14 protein-coding genes and 1 tRNA gene are annotated in these 17,129 nt (G+C 72.1%); 1 reads left to right on the top strand and 14 read right to left on the bottom strand.

The window, feature by feature from the left end; all coding sequences use genetic code 11:
- Window positions 1-297: 297 nt before the first annotated feature.
- The 13 genes from ACFVYI_RS06825 to ACFVYI_RS06765 form a co-directional block, all read right to left on the bottom strand.
- Window positions 298-942: a protein-tyrosine-phosphatase gene (locus ACFVYI_RS06825; protein WP_387882186.1), complete on the bottom strand. Its 645-nt coding sequence runs from the start codon at window positions 940-942 to the stop codon at window positions 298-300.
- Window positions 943-971: 29 nt separating this feature from the next.
- Window positions 972-1,619 (bottom strand): L-threonylcarbamoyladenylate synthase, encoded by a 648-nt coding sequence (locus ACFVYI_RS06820; RefSeq protein WP_387882079.1) that lies wholly within the window; start codon window positions 1,617-1,619, stop codon window positions 972-974.
- A 201-nt stretch (window positions 1,620-1,820) separates the two neighbouring features.
- Window positions 1,821-2,687, bottom strand: coding sequence for a peptide chain release factor N(5)-glutamine methyltransferase (prmC, locus tag ACFVYI_RS06815; RefSeq protein WP_387882078.1), 867 nt, complete (start codon window positions 2,685-2,687; stop codon window positions 1,821-1,823).
- A 60-nt stretch (window positions 2,688-2,747) separates the two neighbouring features.
- The gene (prfA, locus tag ACFVYI_RS06810) at window positions 2,748-3,824 is read right to left on the bottom strand and encodes a peptide chain release factor 1 (protein ID WP_387882077.1); all 1,077 of its coding nucleotides are present in this window, start codon (window positions 3,822-3,824) and stop codon (window positions 2,748-2,750) included.
- A 127-nt stretch (window positions 3,825-3,951) separates the two neighbouring features.
- Window positions 3,952-4,173, bottom strand: a complete 222-nt coding sequence (rpmE, locus tag ACFVYI_RS06805; protein WP_030057539.1) for a 50S ribosomal protein L31 — start codon at window positions 4,171-4,173, stop codon at window positions 3,952-3,954.
- 160 nt (window positions 4,174-4,333) lie between these two features.
- The gene (locus ACFVYI_RS06800) at window positions 4,334-5,479 is read right to left on the bottom strand and encodes an LCP family protein (RefSeq protein ID WP_387882076.1); all 1,146 of its coding nucleotides are present in this window, start codon (window positions 5,477-5,479) and stop codon (window positions 4,334-4,336) included.
- 126 nt (window positions 5,480-5,605) lie between these two features.
- Window positions 5,606-7,723 carry a transcription termination factor Rho gene (gene rho / locus ACFVYI_RS06795; RefSeq protein ID WP_387882075.1) on the bottom strand — a complete coding sequence of 706 codons (2,118 nt, stop codon included), beginning with the start codon at window positions 7,721-7,723 and terminating at the stop codon, window positions 5,606-5,608.
- A gap of 605 nt (window positions 7,724-8,328) precedes the next feature.
- Complete coding sequence (gene thrB, locus ACFVYI_RS06790) at window positions 8,329-9,264, bottom strand: homoserine kinase (RefSeq protein WP_387882074.1); 936 nt, start codon at window positions 9,262-9,264, stop codon at window positions 8,329-8,331.
- 338 nt (window positions 9,265-9,602) lie between these two features.
- A complete protein-coding gene (gene thrC / locus ACFVYI_RS06785) occupies window positions 9,603-10,808 on the bottom strand; it encodes a threonine synthase (RefSeq protein WP_387882073.1) in 1,206 nt (401 codons plus the stop codon).
- 8 nt (window positions 10,809-10,816) lie between these two features.
- Window positions 10,817-12,109 carry a homoserine dehydrogenase gene (locus tag ACFVYI_RS06780; RefSeq protein ID WP_387882072.1) on the bottom strand — a complete coding sequence of 431 codons (1,293 nt, stop codon included), beginning with the start codon at window positions 12,107-12,109 and terminating at the stop codon, window positions 10,817-10,819.
- A 136-nt stretch (window positions 12,110-12,245) separates the two neighbouring features.
- A complete protein-coding gene (gene lysA / locus ACFVYI_RS06775) occupies window positions 12,246-13,637 on the bottom strand; it encodes a diaminopimelate decarboxylase (RefSeq protein ID WP_387882071.1) in 1,392 nt (463 codons plus the stop codon).
- 87 nt (window positions 13,638-13,724) lie between these two features.
- A complete protein-coding gene (gene argS / locus ACFVYI_RS06770; protein WP_387882070.1) occupies window positions 13,725-15,380 on the bottom strand; it encodes an arginine--tRNA ligase in 1,656 nt (551 codons plus the stop codon).
- 73 nt (window positions 15,381-15,453) lie between these two features.
- Window positions 15,454-15,882 carry a response regulator gene (locus tag ACFVYI_RS06765; RefSeq protein WP_387882069.1) on the bottom strand — a complete coding sequence of 143 codons (429 nt, stop codon included), beginning with the start codon at window positions 15,880-15,882 and terminating at the stop codon, window positions 15,454-15,456.
- A gap of 157 nt (window positions 15,883-16,039) precedes the next feature.
- Between ACFVYI_RS06765 and ACFVYI_RS06760 the strand changes: the two genes are divergently transcribed.
- Window positions 16,040-16,111, top strand: a tRNA-Arg gene (locus ACFVYI_RS06760).
- A 168-nt stretch (window positions 16,112-16,279) separates the two neighbouring features.
- On the opposite strand, the gene ACFVYI_RS06755 is transcribed toward ACFVYI_RS06760, so the two are convergent.
- Window positions 16,280-17,116, bottom strand: a complete 837-nt coding sequence (locus tag ACFVYI_RS06755) for a hypothetical protein (RefSeq protein ID WP_387882068.1) — start codon at window positions 17,114-17,116, stop codon at window positions 16,280-16,282.
- Between the last annotated feature and the right edge of the window lie 13 nt (window positions 17,117-17,129).

The following is a 17,129-nucleotide window of genomic DNA, read 5'->3' as shown; positions in this document are numbered from 1 at the left end:
CGCGACCGGCCTGCCGACGCGGTCCCGATGCACCCGGCCGGGCGCGCCGGTACTCAGGCAGAGCAGCGGGAGCCACAGTCAGGCGGAGCGGCAGCGAGAGGACGCGCCGGAGCCGAAGGGCCGCTCCGCCCGGCCTGAGCCCCGCCCCCGCACCGAACCCGCCCCGAGCCGAAGGGCCGCGCCGGTGCCGAAAGGGAGAAGGGACGGAGCGACGCAGGAGCGAGGGAGCGCCGACCGTCGGCGCCGGGTCAAGCGGCCCGGAGGCGAGCCGGGCGACAACACAGCCCGGAGCCGCCATCAAGCACTGCGCGCGGGGACCCCGGTGAGGGCGGTGACCACCGGGTCCACCGCGTGGAATATCTCCTCGCCGCAGTTGCGGAACATGCCGATCGGCGCGCCGTACGGGTCATGGACCTCGTCCGACTCCGGACTGGCGGCGAGCAGCCAGCCGCGCAGCGCGGCCGCGGCCCGGACCAGGGCGCGGGCCCGCTCGGTGACGTCGGCGCCGCGGCGCGGGTCGGGCAGGGTGCCCGGGTCTATCGTCCGGACCAGGCGGGTGAACTCCTTCAGGGTGAAGGTGCGCAGCCCGGCCTCGTGGCCCATCGAGATCACCTGGGCGCGGTGGTCCAGGGTCGCGGTGAGCACCAGGTCGGCCTCGACCACGTGCTCGTCGAGCAGCTCGCGGCCGGCGAAGCCGCCGCTGTCGGCGCCGTACTCGTCCAGCACCGTGGCGGCGTGGTCCTCCATCGGCGCGCCCTCGTGGCCCCAGGTGCCGGCGCTCTCCACCAGGATCCGCCCGGCCACCCGGGGGCTGAGCCGGGTGTCCAGCTCACGCCGGGTGAGCCGCTCGGCGATCGGCGAGCGGCAGATGTTCCCGGTGCAGACGAACAGGATCCGGAAGTGGTCCAGCGGCCTGGGGCCCACGCTCAGGTACGGCGATATGCCGGGCCCGGCATGGAGGGAAGCGGTCGTCAACTGCCGGCCTCCAGGTCGGGGACGACCTCCCTCAGCTGCTCGGCGCTGATCGCGCCGGCCCGCAGCAGGACCGGGACCTTGCCCGTGACGTCGACGATGGAGGAGGCGGTGGCGTGGTCGGCCCGGCCGCCGTCCAGGTAGACGGAGATGGCGTCGCCGAGCTGCTGCTGGGCCTCGTCGCAGGTGGCCGGGGACGGGCCGCCGGTCAGGTTGGCGCTGGAGACGGCGAGCGGGCCGGTGGCGTTCAGCAGCTCGATCGCGACCGGGTGCAGCGGCATCCGGACGGCGACCGTGCCGCGGGTCTCGCCGAGGTCCCAGCGCAGCGACGGCTGGTGCTTGGCGACCAGGGTGAGCCCGCCCGGCCAGAAGGCGTCGACGAGCTCCCAGGCCTGCTCGGAGAAGTCCGTGACGAGGCCGTGCAGGGTGGTCGGCGAGCCGACCAGGACGGGCGAGGGCATGTTGCGGCCCCGGCCCTTGGCGGCCAGCAGCGCGGCGACGGCCTCCGGCGAGAAGGCGTCGGCGCCGACCCCGTACAGGGTGTCGGTGGGCAGCACGACGATTTCGCCGCGGCGGATGGCCGAGGCGGCCTCGCGCAGACCGGTGGCGCGGTCCCCGGCATCGGCACAGTCGTAGCGGCGGCTCATCGGTGCGGTCCCCTTCCGAGATGACTCATGACGGCGTTCACAGCGCGGCCCCGCGCCCGGTGCTGCCGCACCGGGTGTTCACGACGAGGCCCTTCGAGCTGTTGTGCGGCGCTCGATGTTCACAACGAGACCCTTCGGGCCGTCGTGCTGTGCTTGATGTTCACAACGAGACCCTTCGGGCCGTCGTGCTGTGCTTGATGTTCACAACGAGACCCTTCGGGCCGTCGTGAAACGAGGCCTGTTGTTGAGGTCGCGGTGGTCGGCGGTGTCCGTCCAGCCGCCTTCCTCGTTGAAGATCCACGGCACCTGGCCGCCCTGGGTGTCGGCGTGCTCGATCACCACGGCGCCTCCCGGGCGCAGCAGGCGGGCGGCGACCCGCTCGATGCCTCGGATGGTGTCCAGCCCGTCCTCGCCGGAGAACAGCGACATCTGCGGGTCGTGGTCGCGGGCCTCGGGGGCGACGTACTCCCACTCGGTGAGCGGGATGTACGGCGGGTTGGAGATCACCAGGTCGAAGCGGCCGTCCCAGGAGCGGTCGTCCTCGAAGGCCTTGGTGGCGTCGCCGGCGTGCAGGGTGACCCGGGCGCGGTCGGAGCTGGCCTCGATGTTGCGCCGGGTGTACTGCAGCGCGCCCTCGTCCAGCTCGAAGGCGTGCACGGTGGAGCGCGGCAGTTCCTGGGCGAGGGCGAGCGCGATGGCGCCCGAGCCGGAGCAGAGGTCGACCACCAGCGGCTCGGCGACGTCCATGTCGCGGACGGCGTCTATGGCCCACTCCACGACCGACTCGGTCTCCGGGCGGGGCACGAAGACCCCGGGGCCGACCGCCAGCTCCAGATAGCGGAAGAACGCCCGGCCGGTGATGTGCTGCAGCGGCTCACGAGCCTCGCGGCGGGAGACCGCCTCCCAGTAGCGGGCGTCGAAGTCCGCGTCCTTGACCGTGTGCAGCTGGCTGCGCTTCACGTTGTGGACGTGCGCGGCGAGCTCCTCCGCGTCGAAGCGCGGCGACGGCACGCCGGCCGCGGCCAACCGCTGGGTGGCCTGGGCCACCTCGGCAAGCAGCAGGTTCACGAACGACCTCTTGTTTCTGCGCTGCGGCTTCTCTGGTGCATTCGGACCCGGACGCCGGTCTCAGTTCTGCTGGGCCGCGGCGAGCTTGGCCGCGGCGTCCGTGTCCACGCAGGACTGGATCACCGCGTTCAGCTCGCCGTCCAGGACCTGGTCCAGGTTGTAGGACTTGAAGCCCGTGCGGTGGTCCGAGATGCGGTTCTCGGGGTAGTTGTACGTGCGGATCCGCTCGGAGCGGTCCACGGTGCGGACCTGGCTGCGACGCGCGTCCGAGGCCTCCCGCTCGGCCTCCTCCTGCGCGGCGGCCAGCAGCCGCGAACGCAGGATGCGCATCGCCTGCTCCTTGTTCTGCAGCTGGCTCTTCTCGTTCTGGCAGGACGCCACGATACCGGTCGGGAGGTGGGTGATCCGGACCGCGGAGTCGGTGGTGTTGACCGACTGACCGCCGGGGCCGGACGAGCGGTAGACGTCGATCCGCAGGTCGTTGGCGACGATCTCGACCTCGACCTCCTCCGCCTCGGGGGTGACCAGCACGCCCGCCGCGGAGGTGTGGATGCGGCCCTGCGACTCGGTGGCGGGGACGCGCTGCACCCGGTGGACGCCGCCCTCGTACTTCAGCTTGGCCCAGACGCCCTGGCCGGGCTCGGTGCTGCCCCTGGTCTTCACGGCCACCGAGACGTCCTTGTAGCCGCCGAGGTCGGACTCGTTGGCGTCGATGATCTCGGTCTTCCAGCCGATCCGCTCGGCGAAGCGCAGGTACATCCGGAGCAGGTCGCCGGCGAACAGCGCCGACTCCTCGCCGCCCTCACCCGCCTTGATCTCCAGGATGACGTCCTTGTCGTCGTTGGGGTCGCGCGGCACGAGCAGCAGGCGCAGCTGCTCGGTCAGCTCCTCGCGGCGGGCCTCGGAGTCCTTCACCTCGGCGAGGAACTCCGGCTCTTCGGCGGCGAGTTCGCGCGCGGCCTCGATGTCCTCGCCGGCCTGGCGCCAGGCGCGGTAGACCCGGGTGATCGGGGTCAGCTCGGCGTACCGCTTGGCGAGCTTGCGCGCGTTGGCCTGGTCGGCGTGGACGGACGGGTCGGCCAGCCTCGTTTCGAGGTCGGCGTGCTCGACGAGGAGCTCTTCGACTGCCTCGAACATGAAGGGGCCTTCTTCCCTGAGATCCGGTGGAGAGATGGCGCGGATGCGCCGTGGGACGCGAACGGCGCCGGTCTCCAGCGCCCCCGGAACGAGTACGGGGGCACCGGAAACCGGCGCCGAGGGAGCGCTAGGCCTTCGCGCTGTGCTGCTTGCCGAAGCGGGCCTCGAAGCGGGCCACGCGGCCACCGGTGTCGAGGATCTTCTGCTTGCCGGTGTAGAACGGGTGGCACTGCGAGCAGACCTCGGCGCGGATCTCGCCACTGGTCTCGGTCGAGCGGGTCGTGAACTCGGCGCCGCAGGTGCAGGTCACACGGGTGACCACGTACTCGGGGTGAACGTTGGGCTTCAAGGGGTTCTCCTAGTGTTCGGGAGGGCACCGGGTCGGCGGCTTGAATGCCGCACGTGAACCGGGACCGACGGACCAGTCTGCCAGGACCGGCCGCTTCTTCCCAAACCGGGTCGCGTTCCGGGATATTCCGGGCCTCTCCGGCAGGCCCGCCGCAGCGGCCCTAGCGCCTCGGGGAGGGGCTCGCGCCGGTGCCGGCCGTGGGCTTCGCCGAGGCCTTGGCGGGGGCCTTCGCGGGGGCCGTGGGGGCCGCCGGGGTCGTCTGGGCGGGGTTCTGCGGCTGCTCGGCCAGCACGGCCTGCGGGAGCGGCCGGTCGGCCTTCAGGGCCGCCCAGAGCTGGTCGGCCTGCGGCTGCTGGGCGACCACGCGGTTCGCGTCGCCGGGCGCCGTCTCCACCGGCAGGGTGACCATCGTGAGCTGGTCCGGGCCGATCCCCTTGAGTTCCTCGGCCAGCCCCACCAGGGAGTTCACCGAGGCCAGCGCCGAGTCGGTGGTGATGCTGCGGGTCAGGGTGTCGCCGACCGACCAGAGCTTGACCGGGTTGCCGAACAGCCCGATCCCGCCGGCCTGTCCGAGCAGCGACTTGACCATCTGCTTCTGCAGCTCGATCCGGCCGAGGTCGCTGCCGTCTCCGACGCCGTGCCTGGTCCGGACGAAGGCCAGCGCCTGCTCCCCGTCGAGGTGGTGCTCGCCGGCCGGGAGGTCCAGCCCGCTGTCCTTGTCGTGGATGGGGACGGTGGTGGTCACGGTGGCACCGCCGATCGCGTCCACGACCCGGGCGAAGCCGGCGAAGTCGATCTCGATGTAGTGGTCCATCCGCAGGCCGGTGAGCTGCTCGGTGGTCTTGACCGCGCACGCGGCGCCACCGGTCTCGTACGCGCTGTTGAACATCGCGCGCTTGGCCCCCGGGGCGGCCTTGCCGCTCCCGTCGGTGCAGTCGGGGCGGGTGACCAGGGTGTCCCGGGGTATGGAGACCACCTCGGCCCGCGCGTGGCCCTGGTCGACGTGGACCACCATCGCGGTGTCCGAGCGGGCGGTGTCACCGGTGTCTCCCCCGGCCAGGGCGCCGTTCCCGCCGGCCCGCGAATCCGAGCCCAGGACCAGGATGTTGAACGAGCCGTCGGTGGCGGACGGCGGCCGGGCCGTACCCAGCCGGGCGTCGATGTCGACGCTCTTGATGTTGCCGTTGAGCTTGAAGTAGGCGTAACCGGCCGCACCGGCGCCGAGGACGACGAGCGCGGCGAACGCACACGCGGCCGCGCGCAGGACCTTGCGGCGGCGGGTGAGAACCCTCTTGTGGTCGGCCATACGGTCCAGAGTAAATCGGACAACATGATCCAAAGGGCTCCAAATGTCCCAACTCTGGAACAAGCACAGAACCCTGGCCCGCTCGCGCGGACCAGGGTTCTGTGCTCACGAGCCGCTCGGATGCGGTCAGTCGCCGGACCCGGGGGTCGTCTTGGCGATCTGCATCAGGAACTCGGCGTTGCTCTTGGTCTGCTTCATCTTGTCCAGCAGCAGCTCGATCGCCTGCTGCGAGTCGAGCGCGTGCAGCACCCGGCGGAGCTTCCAGACGATGGCCAACTCCTCGCTGCCCAGCAGGATCTCCTCCTTGCGGGTGCTGGAGGCGTCGACGTCGACGGCCGGGAAGATGCGCTTGTCCGAGAGCTTCCGGTCGAGCTTGAGCTCCATGTTGCCGGTGCCCTTGAACTCCTCGAAGATGACCTCGTCCATCCGCGAGCCGGTCTCGACCAGCGCGGTGGCCAGGATCGTCAGCGAGCCGCCGTTCTCGATGTTGCGCGCGGCACCGAAGAACTTCTTCGGCGGGTACAGCGCGGTCGAGTCGACACCACCGGACAGGATGCGGCCGGAGGCCGGCGCCGCCAGGTTGTAGGCGCGGCCCAGACGGGTGATCGAGTCCAGCAGGATCACCACGTCGTGGCCCAGCTCCACCAGGCGCTTGGCGCGCTCGATGGCCAGCTCGGCGACGGTGGTGTGGTCCTCGGCCGGGCGGTCGAAGGTCGAGGAGATGACCTCGCCCTTCACCGACCGCTGCATGTCGGTGACCTCCTCCGGACGCTCGTCCACCAGGACGACCATCAGGTGGCACTCGGGGTTGTTGTGGGTGATCGCGTTGGCGACCGCCTGCAGCACCATCGTCTTGCCGGTCTTCGGCGGCGCGACGATCAGACCGCGCTGGCCCTTGCCGATCGGCGACACCAGGTCGATGATCCGGGTGGTCAGCACGCCCGGGTCGGTCTCCAGGCGGAGCCGGTCCTGCGGGTAGAGCGGGGTCAGCTTGTTGAACTCGGGACGGCCGCGGCCGCTCTCCGGGTCCATGCCGTTGACCGAGTCCAGCCGCACCATGGCGTTGAACTTCTCGCGGCGCTCGCCGTCACGGGGCTGGCGGACCGCACCGGTGATGGCGTCACCCTTGCGCAGGCCGTTCTTGCGGACCTGGGCGAGCGAGACGTAGACGTCGTTCTGGCCCGGCAGGTAGCCGGAGGTGCGCACGAACGCGTAGTTGTCGAGGATGTCGAGGATGCCCGCGACCGGGATCAGCACATCGTCGTCGCCGACCTGCGGCTCGGCGGGGCCGACCTCGAAGCCCTCGCGGCGGCTGCCACGGCCCCGGCGGTCGCGGTAACGACCGCGGCGGCCGCGCCGGCCGTCGCCGAACTCGTCGTCGTCGTAGCCGCCCTGCTGCACCTGCGGCTGGGCCTGCTGGCCGCCGCCACCGCTCTGGCGGCTGGGCTGGCTCTCGGTCTGGGCACCCTGCTGCTGGCTCTGGCCGCCCTGGCCCTGACCGCCCTGGCGGTCGGCACGGTCCCGGCGGTTGCGGCGGTCACGGCGCGACTCGCGGGAGTCGGCGTCCTGGCCGGCCTGGGCGTCGCCGCCCTCCTGACGGCCCTCGCGCTCGCCGCCCTCGCGGCGGTCGCGACGGTCCCGGCGGTCGCGGCGGGTCTCGGTGCGACCCTCCTCGCGGCCCTCGAAGCCACGGGTCTCGGCCGGGCGGGCCTCGGCCTGCTTGGCCTCGGTGGCGACCGCGGCGGGCGCCTCGGCGGCCACGGCGTCGGCGGTCGGCGCACCGGCGGCCGAGGTGGCCCGGCGGCGGGTGCGCTCGGTACGGGCGGGCGCGGCGGTCTCGGCTGCGGCCTGGACCGGGATCTCGATCTGGGCCTGCTCGTCGGCGACCGGGGCCTCGGCCGGGGCGGCCTTGGTCCGGCGGGCGGGCTTCTCCGCCGGCTCGGCGGTGTCGGCCTTGGCGGCGGAGCGCTTGGCGGCCGGAGCGGCGGCGGGGGCCGCACCGGCGGCGAGCAGCGGGTCCCCGCCGCTCTTCTCCTTGATGGCCTCGATCAGCTGGCTCTTGCGCAGGCGTCCCGTGCCGCTGATACCGAGCGTCGAGGCGAGCTTCTGCAGCTCGGCCAGGACGAGGCCGTCCAGGCCCGCGGCAGCGGTGCGACGGCGCCGGGCCGGGGCCGCGGGGGCGGCGGCTGCGTCCGACGCCTCGGCGTCCGGGCGCGCGCCCATCAGATCGGTGGTGTCGCTCACTAAGGGTCCTTCCCTGGAGCGGACGTCGGCCTGTCTGGCTCGGCGACCGGTTGTGCTGTCCTGACCAACGCTCGACTGCGTCGGTCCGAGGCGGTGATCCCCCGGATGGCGGGTAGCCAGTCGGAGGAGAGCTGCGAGGTGCGGTGCGTGAAGCACGGTGGTGCTGAGTGGCGCGGTGGGACGGTCGCATGCCGACCCTCCCCCAGCCGGCCTTGGCCGGGTGGTACCCCCACGCTGCCTGCGAATCCCGGGCCCCCGTCGCGTGACGGTGGCCCGTGCTCCGCCCGTCCTTGCCTCAAGGTGGGAGGCCGCGGGGTGGGAGTCAGGTGCCGTCACGGCTTCGGGATGCGGCCGCAAGTCGCGCAGGCAGGCTGCGTACGCGCTGCGGTGGGCTCCCGGAGAATCGTCGCCCCGTATATCGCCGGGACTCCGCGCGAGCGGAGTGCTGGGATCGGGACGCGGCGCACCGAGCCCCGGAGGGCACCTGGTGCAGCAATGAGGTTAACACTACCGACCCCCTCAGACATTCCCCAGCCTTGCGCTTGCCAATCGTGTCCGGACGGTCCGGCCCGGCACGGCCGGATCCGGGCCGCCGGGGCCGGCGCTCAGCCGTCGAGCGGGAGCACCGACGCCCCGGTCCGGTCGAGCTCCAGCCGGTGCGCGGCGAACACCGCACCGCCCTGACCTGCGTCGTCGGCGAAGGCCAGCACCTTGTCGGCGCCCGCCTCGTCGGTGAGCGCGAGCACGGTCGGGCCGGCCCCGGAGATCACCGCGGGGATGCCTTCCGCGCGCAGCGCACCCACCAGGGCGGCGCTGTCCGGCATCGCCGAGGCCCGGTAGTCCTGGTGCAGCCGGTCCTCGGTGGCGGCGAGCAGCAGCTCGGGGCGGCGGGTCAGGGCCTCGACCAGCAGCGCGGCGCGGCCCGCGTTGACGGCGGCGTCGGCCAGCGGCACCGTCCGGGGCAGCAGACCGCGGGCGGTCTCGGTGAGCACCTCGGTGGCCGGGACGAAGACCACCGGGACGACCCGCTCGGACGGCTCCAGGGTGACGGCCTTGGCCGACTCCTCGTCCGTCCAGGCCACCGTGAAGTTGCCGCGCAGGCAGGCCGCCACGTTGTCGGGGTGGCCCTCCAGCTCGGAGGCGAGGGCCAACAGCGCGTCGTCGTCCAGCGCGGACGGGCCGCCGATGGTGACGGCACGGGCGGCCACGATGCCGGCCACGATCGCGGCGGACGAGGAGCCCAGGCCACGGCCGTGCGGTATCCGGTTGGCGCAGACCACTTCGAGGCCGCGCGGCTGACCGCCGAGCCGGTCGAAGGCGGCGCGCATCGCGCGGACCACCAGGTGGCGCTCGTCCCGGGCGAGCGTCTCGGCGCCCTCGCCGGCGATGTCGACGGAGAGCCCGGAGTCGGCGACCCGGACGACCACGTCGTCGTACAGACCCAGCGCGAGTCCGAAGGCGTCGAAGCCCGGGCCGAGGTTGGCGCTGGTCGCGGGAACCCGGACCCGGACGGCGGCGGCACGGAACGCAGGACCGGCCATGCGGTGGACTCTCCTGGGGAAATCGGGCGGCGCGAAGCGCGTCGGTGCGAGGGTGGGAGGGGGCCGCGGGCCCCGATCGGGGCGGGCGGTCACAGTCGTCGGCGCGACCCGTGGACGGGTCGGACCCGGGGCATGTGCCACACGGCCGAACCCAGAGTATCGAAGAGAGGTTCCACAGTGGTACACCCCGTGGGCCTTCGATCTGGTGTGTTGCCGGTTCTGGCCGGAATTCATGCCGGAATGACACCGGAATGAGCGCCGGAATTGACACAAAAGTGTCAGCGGAGAACGAGCCCGGGCCGACCCCCGAAAGGGTCGGCCCGGGGGGCGGAATCCGGTCAGTCGAGCAGGCCGAGGCGCTGGGCCGCGGCCTCGGCGTCGATCGGGACGATCTGCGGCTGCGGCGCGCCGGCCACCGCCCAGTCCGGGTCCTTGAGGCCGTTGCCGGTCACCGTGCAGACGATCCGCTGGCCCGGGTCGACCAGGCCGGCCTCCGCCTTGGCCAGCAGACCGGCCACCGAAGCGGCCGAGGCGGGCTCCACGAAGACGCCCTCCTGTGCGGCCAACAGCCGGTAGGCGGACAGGATCTGACGATCCGTCACCTTGTCGATGAGGCCGCCCGACTCGTCCCGCGCGGCGAGCGCGAAGTCCCAGGAGGCGGGGTTGCCGATCCGGATCGCGGTGGCGATGGTCTGCGGCTTGAGCACCGGCGCACCGTCCACGATCGGGGCCGAGCCGGAGGCCTGGAAACCCCACATCCGGGGCGTCCGGGTGGCCAGCCCGTCGGTGGCGTATTCGCGGTAGCCCTTCCAGTACGCGGTGATGTTGCCCGCGTTGCCGACCGGGAGGACGTGGATGTCCGGCGCGTCGCCGAGCATGTCCACGATCTCGAAGGCGGCGGTCTTCTGACCCTCGATCCGCACCGGGTTCACCGAGTTGACCAGGGCCACCGGGTACTTCTCGGACAGTTCACGCGCAAGAGTGAGGCAGTCGTCGAAGTTCCCGTCCACCTGAAGGATCTTGGCGCCGTGGACCAGCGCCTGGCCCATCTTGCCGAGCGCGATCTTGCCCTGCGGCACCAGCACCGCCGACACCATCCCGGCGCGCACCGCGTAGGCGGCGGCGGAGGCCGAGGTGTTGCCGGTGGAGGCGCAGATGACGGCCTGGGCGCCGTCCTCCTTCGCCTTGGAGATGGCCATCGTCATGCCGCGGTCCTTGAAGGACCCGGTGGGGTTGGCGCCCTCGACCTTGAGGTAGACCTCGCAGCCGGTGCGCTCGGAGAGCACCTGGGCGGGGACCAGCGGCGTGCCACCCTCCAGCAGGGTGACCACCGGCGTGGTGTCGCTGACCGGCAGGCGGTCGCGGTACTCCTCGATCAGCCCGCGCCACTGGTGGGTGTGCGCCGCCACTCGCCCGCTCGCCGCCGACCGCTCGGACCCGGCGCCGGCACTCCTCGCTTCGGCGCTCGTGCCTCGCTTGTCGCTCGTCGCTCCCGGCACCGGCGCACCCTTTGGCTCGGGGCGGCCCGCGATCACGTCGTTCATGGCTCTTCCTACTCCCCTTCGACCCGCATGATGCTGGCCACGTCCCGCACGCTGTCCAGCGCGCGGAGCTTGTCGACCGTCGCCGACAGCGCGGCGTCGGTGGCACGGTGGGTGACCACGACGAGCGAGGCGTCGCCGTCGCGGCCCTGCTGGCGCACGGTGTCGATGGAGACCCCGTGCTCGGCGAAAGTGGACGCCACCTGGGCGAGCACGCCCGCGCGGTCGTCCACGTCCAGGCTGACGTGGTACCGGGTGATGACCTCGTCCATCGGCTTGGCCGGCAGCCGGGTGTAGACCGAGTCGCCGGGGCCGGTGGCGCCGGCGAGCTTGTTGCGGCAGACCGCGACGAGGTCGCCGAGGACCGCCGAGGCGGTCGGCGCGCCGCCCGCGCCCGGGCCGTAGAACATCAGCCGACCGGCCGCCTCGGCCTCCACGAACACCGCGTTGTACGCCTCGCGGACGGAGGCCAGCGGGTGCGAGAGCGGGATCATCGCCGGGTGGACCCGCGCGGTGACGGACGCGCCGTCCGCCGCCCGCTCGCAGATCGCGAGCAGCTTGACGACGCAGCCCATCTGCTTGGCGGAGGCGATGTCGGCGGCGGTCACCTCGGTCAGGCCCTCGCGGTAGACGTCCGCCGCGGTGACCTTGGTGTGGAACGCGATGCCGGCCAGGATCGCGGCCTTGGCGGCGGCGTCGAAGCCCTCCACGTCGGCCGTCGGGTCCGCCTCGGCGTAACCGAGCGCGGTGGCCTCCTCCAGCGCCTCCGAGTAGCCGGCACCGGTGCTGTCCATCTTGTCGAGGATGAAGTTGGTGGTGCCGTTGACGATCCCGAGCACCCGGTTGACCTTGTCGCCGGCGAGGGACTCGCGCAGCGGGCGGATCAGCGGGATCGCGCCGGCCACCGCGGCCTCGTAGTAGAGGTCCACCCCGGCCTCGGCGGCCGCGGCGTGCAGCTCGGTGCCGTCCTTGGCGAGCAGCGCCTTGTTGGCGCTGACCACCGAGGCGCCGCGCCGGAACGCCGACAGGATGAGGTGTTTGGAGGGCTCGATGCCTCCCACCACCTCGATGACCACGTCGATGTCGCCCCGGTTGACCAGGGCCTCGGCATCGGTGGTGATCAGGTGCTCGGGCACGCCCGGGCGCACCCGCCCGGCCCTCCGGACCGCGATACCGGCGAGCTCGACCGGCGCGCCGATGCGCGCGGCGAGGTCGGCGGCGTCCGTCGTCATGATGCGCGCCACCTCGGAGCCCACCACACCACAGCCCAGCAACGCCACCTTCAGCGGCCGCGTACGCATCATCCGACTCCGCTCTGCATTCTTCGTGCTTCGGTTTCCGGCGGTATTTCGGGGGTCCGCCGGATCTTCGGTCTGTACCAGTCTCCGGGACTTTCCGTACGGATCTACGGTCGTTCCATGATCTGAGACAAGAATTTCGTCATCCGATATCGAGACGCAGGAGATCCTCCTCCGTCTCGCGCCGGACGATCACCCGGGCCGAGCCGTCCTTGACGGCCAGCACGGGAGGCTTCAGGGCGTGGTTGTAGTTGCTCGCCATCGAGCGGCAGTAGGCCCCGGTGGCGGGCACCGCGATCAGGTCGCCCGCGGTCAGGTCGGCCGGCAGGAAGGCGTCCCGGACGACGATGTCGCCGGACTCGCAGTGCTTGCCGACCACCCGGACCAGCATCGGCTCGGCGTCGCTGTCGCGCGACACCAGGGCCACCGAGTACTCCGCGTCGTAGAGCGCGGTGCGGATGTTGTCGGACATGCCGCCGTCCACGCTGACATAGGTGCGCAGGCCCTCCAGCGGCTTGACGGTGCCCACCTCGTACAGCGTGAAGGCCGTCGGGCCGACGATCGCACGGCCGGGCTCGACCGAGAGCCGGGGGGCGCTCAGGTTCGCGGCGGCGCACTCGCGGCGGACGATGTCGGCCAGCGCGGCGGCGATCTCGGCCGGCTCGCGCGGGTCGTCCTCGCTGGTGTAGGCGATGCCGAGGCCGCCGCCGAGGTCGATCTCGGGCAGCTCGACGCCGTGTTCGTCACGGATCTGGGCGAGCAGGCCGACCACCCGGCGGGCGGCGACCTCGAAGCCGGCCGTGTCGAAGATCTGCGAGCCGATGTGCGAGTGGATGCCGCGCAGCTCCAGGCCGGCGTGGCCGAGCACCCGGCGGACCGCCTCGGCCGCCGCGCCCCCACCCAGCGAGAGGCCGAACTTCTGGTCCTCGTGGGCGGTCGCGATGAACTCGTGGGTGTGCGCCTCGACGCCGACCGTGATCCGGATCAGCACCGGCTGGCGCACGCCCTGCCGGCCGGCGATCGCGGCCAGCCGCTCGATCTCCTCGTAGGAGTCCAGCACGATGTGCCCGACGCCCGCCTTCACGGCCTGCTCCAGCTCGTGGGCGGTCTTGTTGTTGCCGTGCAGCGCGATCCGCTCGGCGGGCATCCCGGCGGCCAGCGCCACCGCCAGCTCGCCCGGGCTGCAGACGTCGAGGTTGAGCCCCTCCTCGTGCAGCCAGCGCACGACCGCCTTGGAGAGGAAGGCCTTGCCCGCGTAGTAGACGTCCGCGTCGGTGCCGAAGGCCTCGCGCCAGGCGCGGGCCCGGGTGCGGAAGTCGTCCTCGTCCATGACGTAGGCCGGGGTGCCGAACTCGGCGGCGATCCGCTTGACGTCGAGGCCGCCGACGGTGACCACGCCGTCGGCGCCGCGGGCGACGGTCTTCGACCAGACCTTGGGGTCGAGCGCGTTCAGGTCGCTCGGCGGCGCCTGGTAGTGACCCTCGGGCAGCACGTCGCCGTGACGGGGGCCTGCGGGGTGTGCGGAGCGACTCATCTCTGCTGACTTCCTAGACCTATGGCGAGGGGCGGCGACGGTCCTCGTTGACCGTCCGCCGCCCCCGCTGTGCGCTTGGGGGTGGTACTACATCCGCTCGGGCGCCGTCACGCCCAGGAGCGTGAGGCCGTTGGCGATCACCGTGCGCGTCGCGTCGGCGAGCCAGAGCCGGGCGTGCGTGAGGTCCGTGACCTCCTCGTCGCCCTTGGGCAGGATCTGGCAGTTGTCGTAGAACCGGTGGTAGTCGCGGGCGACGTCCTCCAGGTAGCGCGCGACGTGGTGCGGCTCGCGCAGCTCCCCGGCCTTGGCCAGCACCCGGGGGAACTCCCCGAGCTGGCCGAGCAGGTCGGACTCCCACTCGGTGGAGAGCAGCTCCGGTTTGAAGTCCGGCGCCTTGGTGATGCCGAGCTCGGCGGCCTTGCGCTGCACCGAGCTCATCCGGGCGTGCGCGTACTGGACGTAGAAGACCGGGTTCTCGTTGGTCTGGCTGGTCAGCACGTTGATGTCGAGCGTGATGGTGGAGTCGGTGGAGGAGCGCGCCAGGGTGTAGCGGGCGGCGTCCACGCCGATCCAGTCGACCACGTCGTCGATCGTGATGATGTTGCCGGCCCGCTTGGACATGCGGACCTCTTCGCCGTCGCGAAGCATCTTCACGAACTGGCCGATCTTGATCTCGATGTTGCGGTCCATGTCGTCGCCCGCGCAGGCCGAGATGGCCTTGAGGCGGTTGACGTAGCCGTGGTGGTCCGCGCCCAGCATGTACAGCGAGACCTCGGAGCCGCGGTCGCGCTTGGAGAGGTAGTAGGCGGCGTCGGCGGCGAAGTAGGTGGTCTCGCCGTCCGCCTTGATCAGGACGCGGTCCTTGTCGTCACCGAAGTCGGTGGTGCGCAGCCAGATCGCGCCGTCCTGGTCGAAGACGTGGCCCTGCTCGCGCAGCCGCTCGATGGCCTTCTCGACGGCGCCGGAGTCGTGCAGCGACTTCTCCGAGAACCAGACGTCGAAGTGGGTGCCGAACTCCTCCATCGAGCGCTGGATCTCCGCCACCATGAGCTTGAGGCCCTCGGTGCGGAAGGCCAGCAGCTGCTCGCCCTCGGGCAGGTCGAGCACGCCCGGGACGCCGTCCACGATCGCCTTGGCGATGTCGACGATGTACTCGCCGACGTAGCCGTCGGCCGGGACGGGCTGCCCGTTCGCGGCGGCCTTCAGCGAGCCGGCGAACTTGGAGATCTGCACGCCGGCGTCGTTCAGGTAGTACTCGGTGGTGACGTCGGCGCCGGAGGCCCGCAGCACGCGCGCCAGCGAGTCGCCGACGGCGGCCCAGCGGACGCCGCCGATGTGGATCGGGCCGGTCGGGTTGGCGGAGACGAACTCCAGGTTGATCCGCAGGCCCTTGAGCGCCTCGTTGCGGCCGTAGGCCTTGCCCGCCTCGACGATGCTGCGCGCCAGCTCACCCTGGGTGGCGGCGTCGAGCTTGATGTTCAGGAAGCCCGGCCCGGCGATGTCGACACCCGCGACCCCGGGCAGCTCTCGCAGACGGGCGGCCACCAGGTCGGCCACGGCTCGCGGCGGCTTGCCGGCCGGCTTCGCGAGCTGGAGGGCCACGTTGGTCGCGTAGTCGCCGTGGTCCCTGTTCTTGGGCCGCTCGACCGTCACGTGCTCGGGCACGGCGACGGCCAGCTCGCCCGCCTCGACGGCGGCGCTCACTGCGGCCTGGACTGCCTGGGAAAGCTCTGCGGGGGTCACGACGCCAAGCGTAGGCGAGACGGGGTACCCGCTCGCCACCCGGTTTGCCGGTTGAGACGCCCGTGCGCCGTGCTCAGCCGCGATCCGTGCGCTCTGTTCGCTCAGGGCGAAACCCGTCGGGCCTCGCCGCCCGGGTCATCAACCGCCACACCAGCGCCACCAGGTCCGCCGGGTCGAAGGGCTTGCCCAGGTACCCGTCCACCCCGACCGCGTCCCCGAGATCCAGGTCGGCCGGCGTGCAGGCGCTGACGATCGCGATCGGCAATCCGCTCGTCCCCGGCGCCGCCCGCAACCGGGCCGCCGTCCGCAGGCCGTCCAGCCGTGGCATCACGACGTCCAGCGTCACCACGTCCGGCCGCACCCGGCGGACCACCTCCAGGCACTCGGCGCCGTCGGCGGCGGTCACCACCTCGAAGCCTTCGAGCTCCAGGTTGACCCTGATCAGCTGACGGATCACCTCGCTGTCGTCCACCACGAGGACCCGCCCGGACACTCCCGACACCTCACCGAGGGTATCGGCGCGCCCGCCGCCCCGTCCGGCCTTTCCCGACTTCCGCTCCCCCGCCACCGGGCCGGTGCCCGAAACCCGTGCACGGAGCACGCCGCGGGCCTGGTAATGTTCTCCACGTCGAAGCGAACGCGACGACAACACCAAGCAGGCCCCCGTAGCTCAGGGGATAGAGCACCGCCCTCCGGAGGCGGGTGCGCAGGTTCGAATCCTGCCGGGGGCACTTCGCGAGAAGTGCAAGACAGGCCCAGGTCAGTGGAGTTCATCCACGGATCTGGGCCTTCGTCATGTCGGCGACGGGTCGGGTGGCGGGCCCGGGGCCGCCGCCCCTGACGGAACGGCGGCTCCGGGCGCGCGAACGGCTCGCGGTCCGCTCGCGGGCGACTCGTGGTCAGCCGGCGATCGGGGCGGCGAAGGTCTCGGCCGGGCCGAAGTCGGAGAAGGTCACCTTGTTGACCGCCTTCACGCCCTTCATCTCGACCTGCTGCTCGACGTAGACGGTGCGGCCCTTGGCGTCGATCCACTGGTCGAAGTCGAAGCCGGCGGTGCCCTTCGCCTTCATCGACTTGTACGTCCGCGGGTCGATGGTGCTCAGCTGCTCGATGTCGATGTGACCCGCGAGGTGGTAGGCGGCGACGCCGTTGCGCGTCTCCATGCCCTTGCGGGCGCCGGGGCCGGAGGCCAGCAGCAGCTTGGCGTAGTCGGTGTAGTCGGTGGCCGCGTTGTCGGTGGAGCGCGGCATCTTGACCCACTCGTCGCCCGGCGTGGAGAGGTCGCGCATGTAGCTGGCGTTCTCCGTCGTCAGGCTCTCGATCCACAGGATCGGCTCGGCCACGCCGGGGGCGGTGGTGCGCATCTCCATGCGGCCGGTCCAGGCGGCGTTGAGGTTGTTGCGGCCCTTCACGGTCGACAGCGTCACCCCGCCGCTCTCGGTCGTCATGGTCGTGGACACGGCGTACGGCGCCTTGTCGGCCCCGGCCAGGGCCTTCTCGGGGTCGAACGCGCCGTCGGCGGGCGTCGCGGCGGCCGGGGTCGTGGGGGCGGCGGAGGTGGCCGCCGGCGAGGTGGCCGCGGTGGTGGCCGCCGCGGAGGCGGTCGGGGAGGAGGAGGCGGCAGAGGTCGGAGCCGGCTGGGCGGCCGAACCGGTGTCGTCGTTGCACCCCGCCACGGTGACGAGGGCCAGGGCCGTCGCAGCGATCGTCAGGGCGGTGGTACGGGAAGTGGTCACGAGTGGGCTCTCC

The organism is Kitasatospora sp. NPDC058218 (assembly GCF_042882445.1).
GTDB lineage: Bacteria > Actinomycetota > Actinomycetes > Streptomycetales > Streptomycetaceae > Kitasatospora.
The sequence above is the reverse complement of the archived record's forward strand: the minus strand, read 5'-3'. Positions and strand labels throughout refer to the sequence as shown.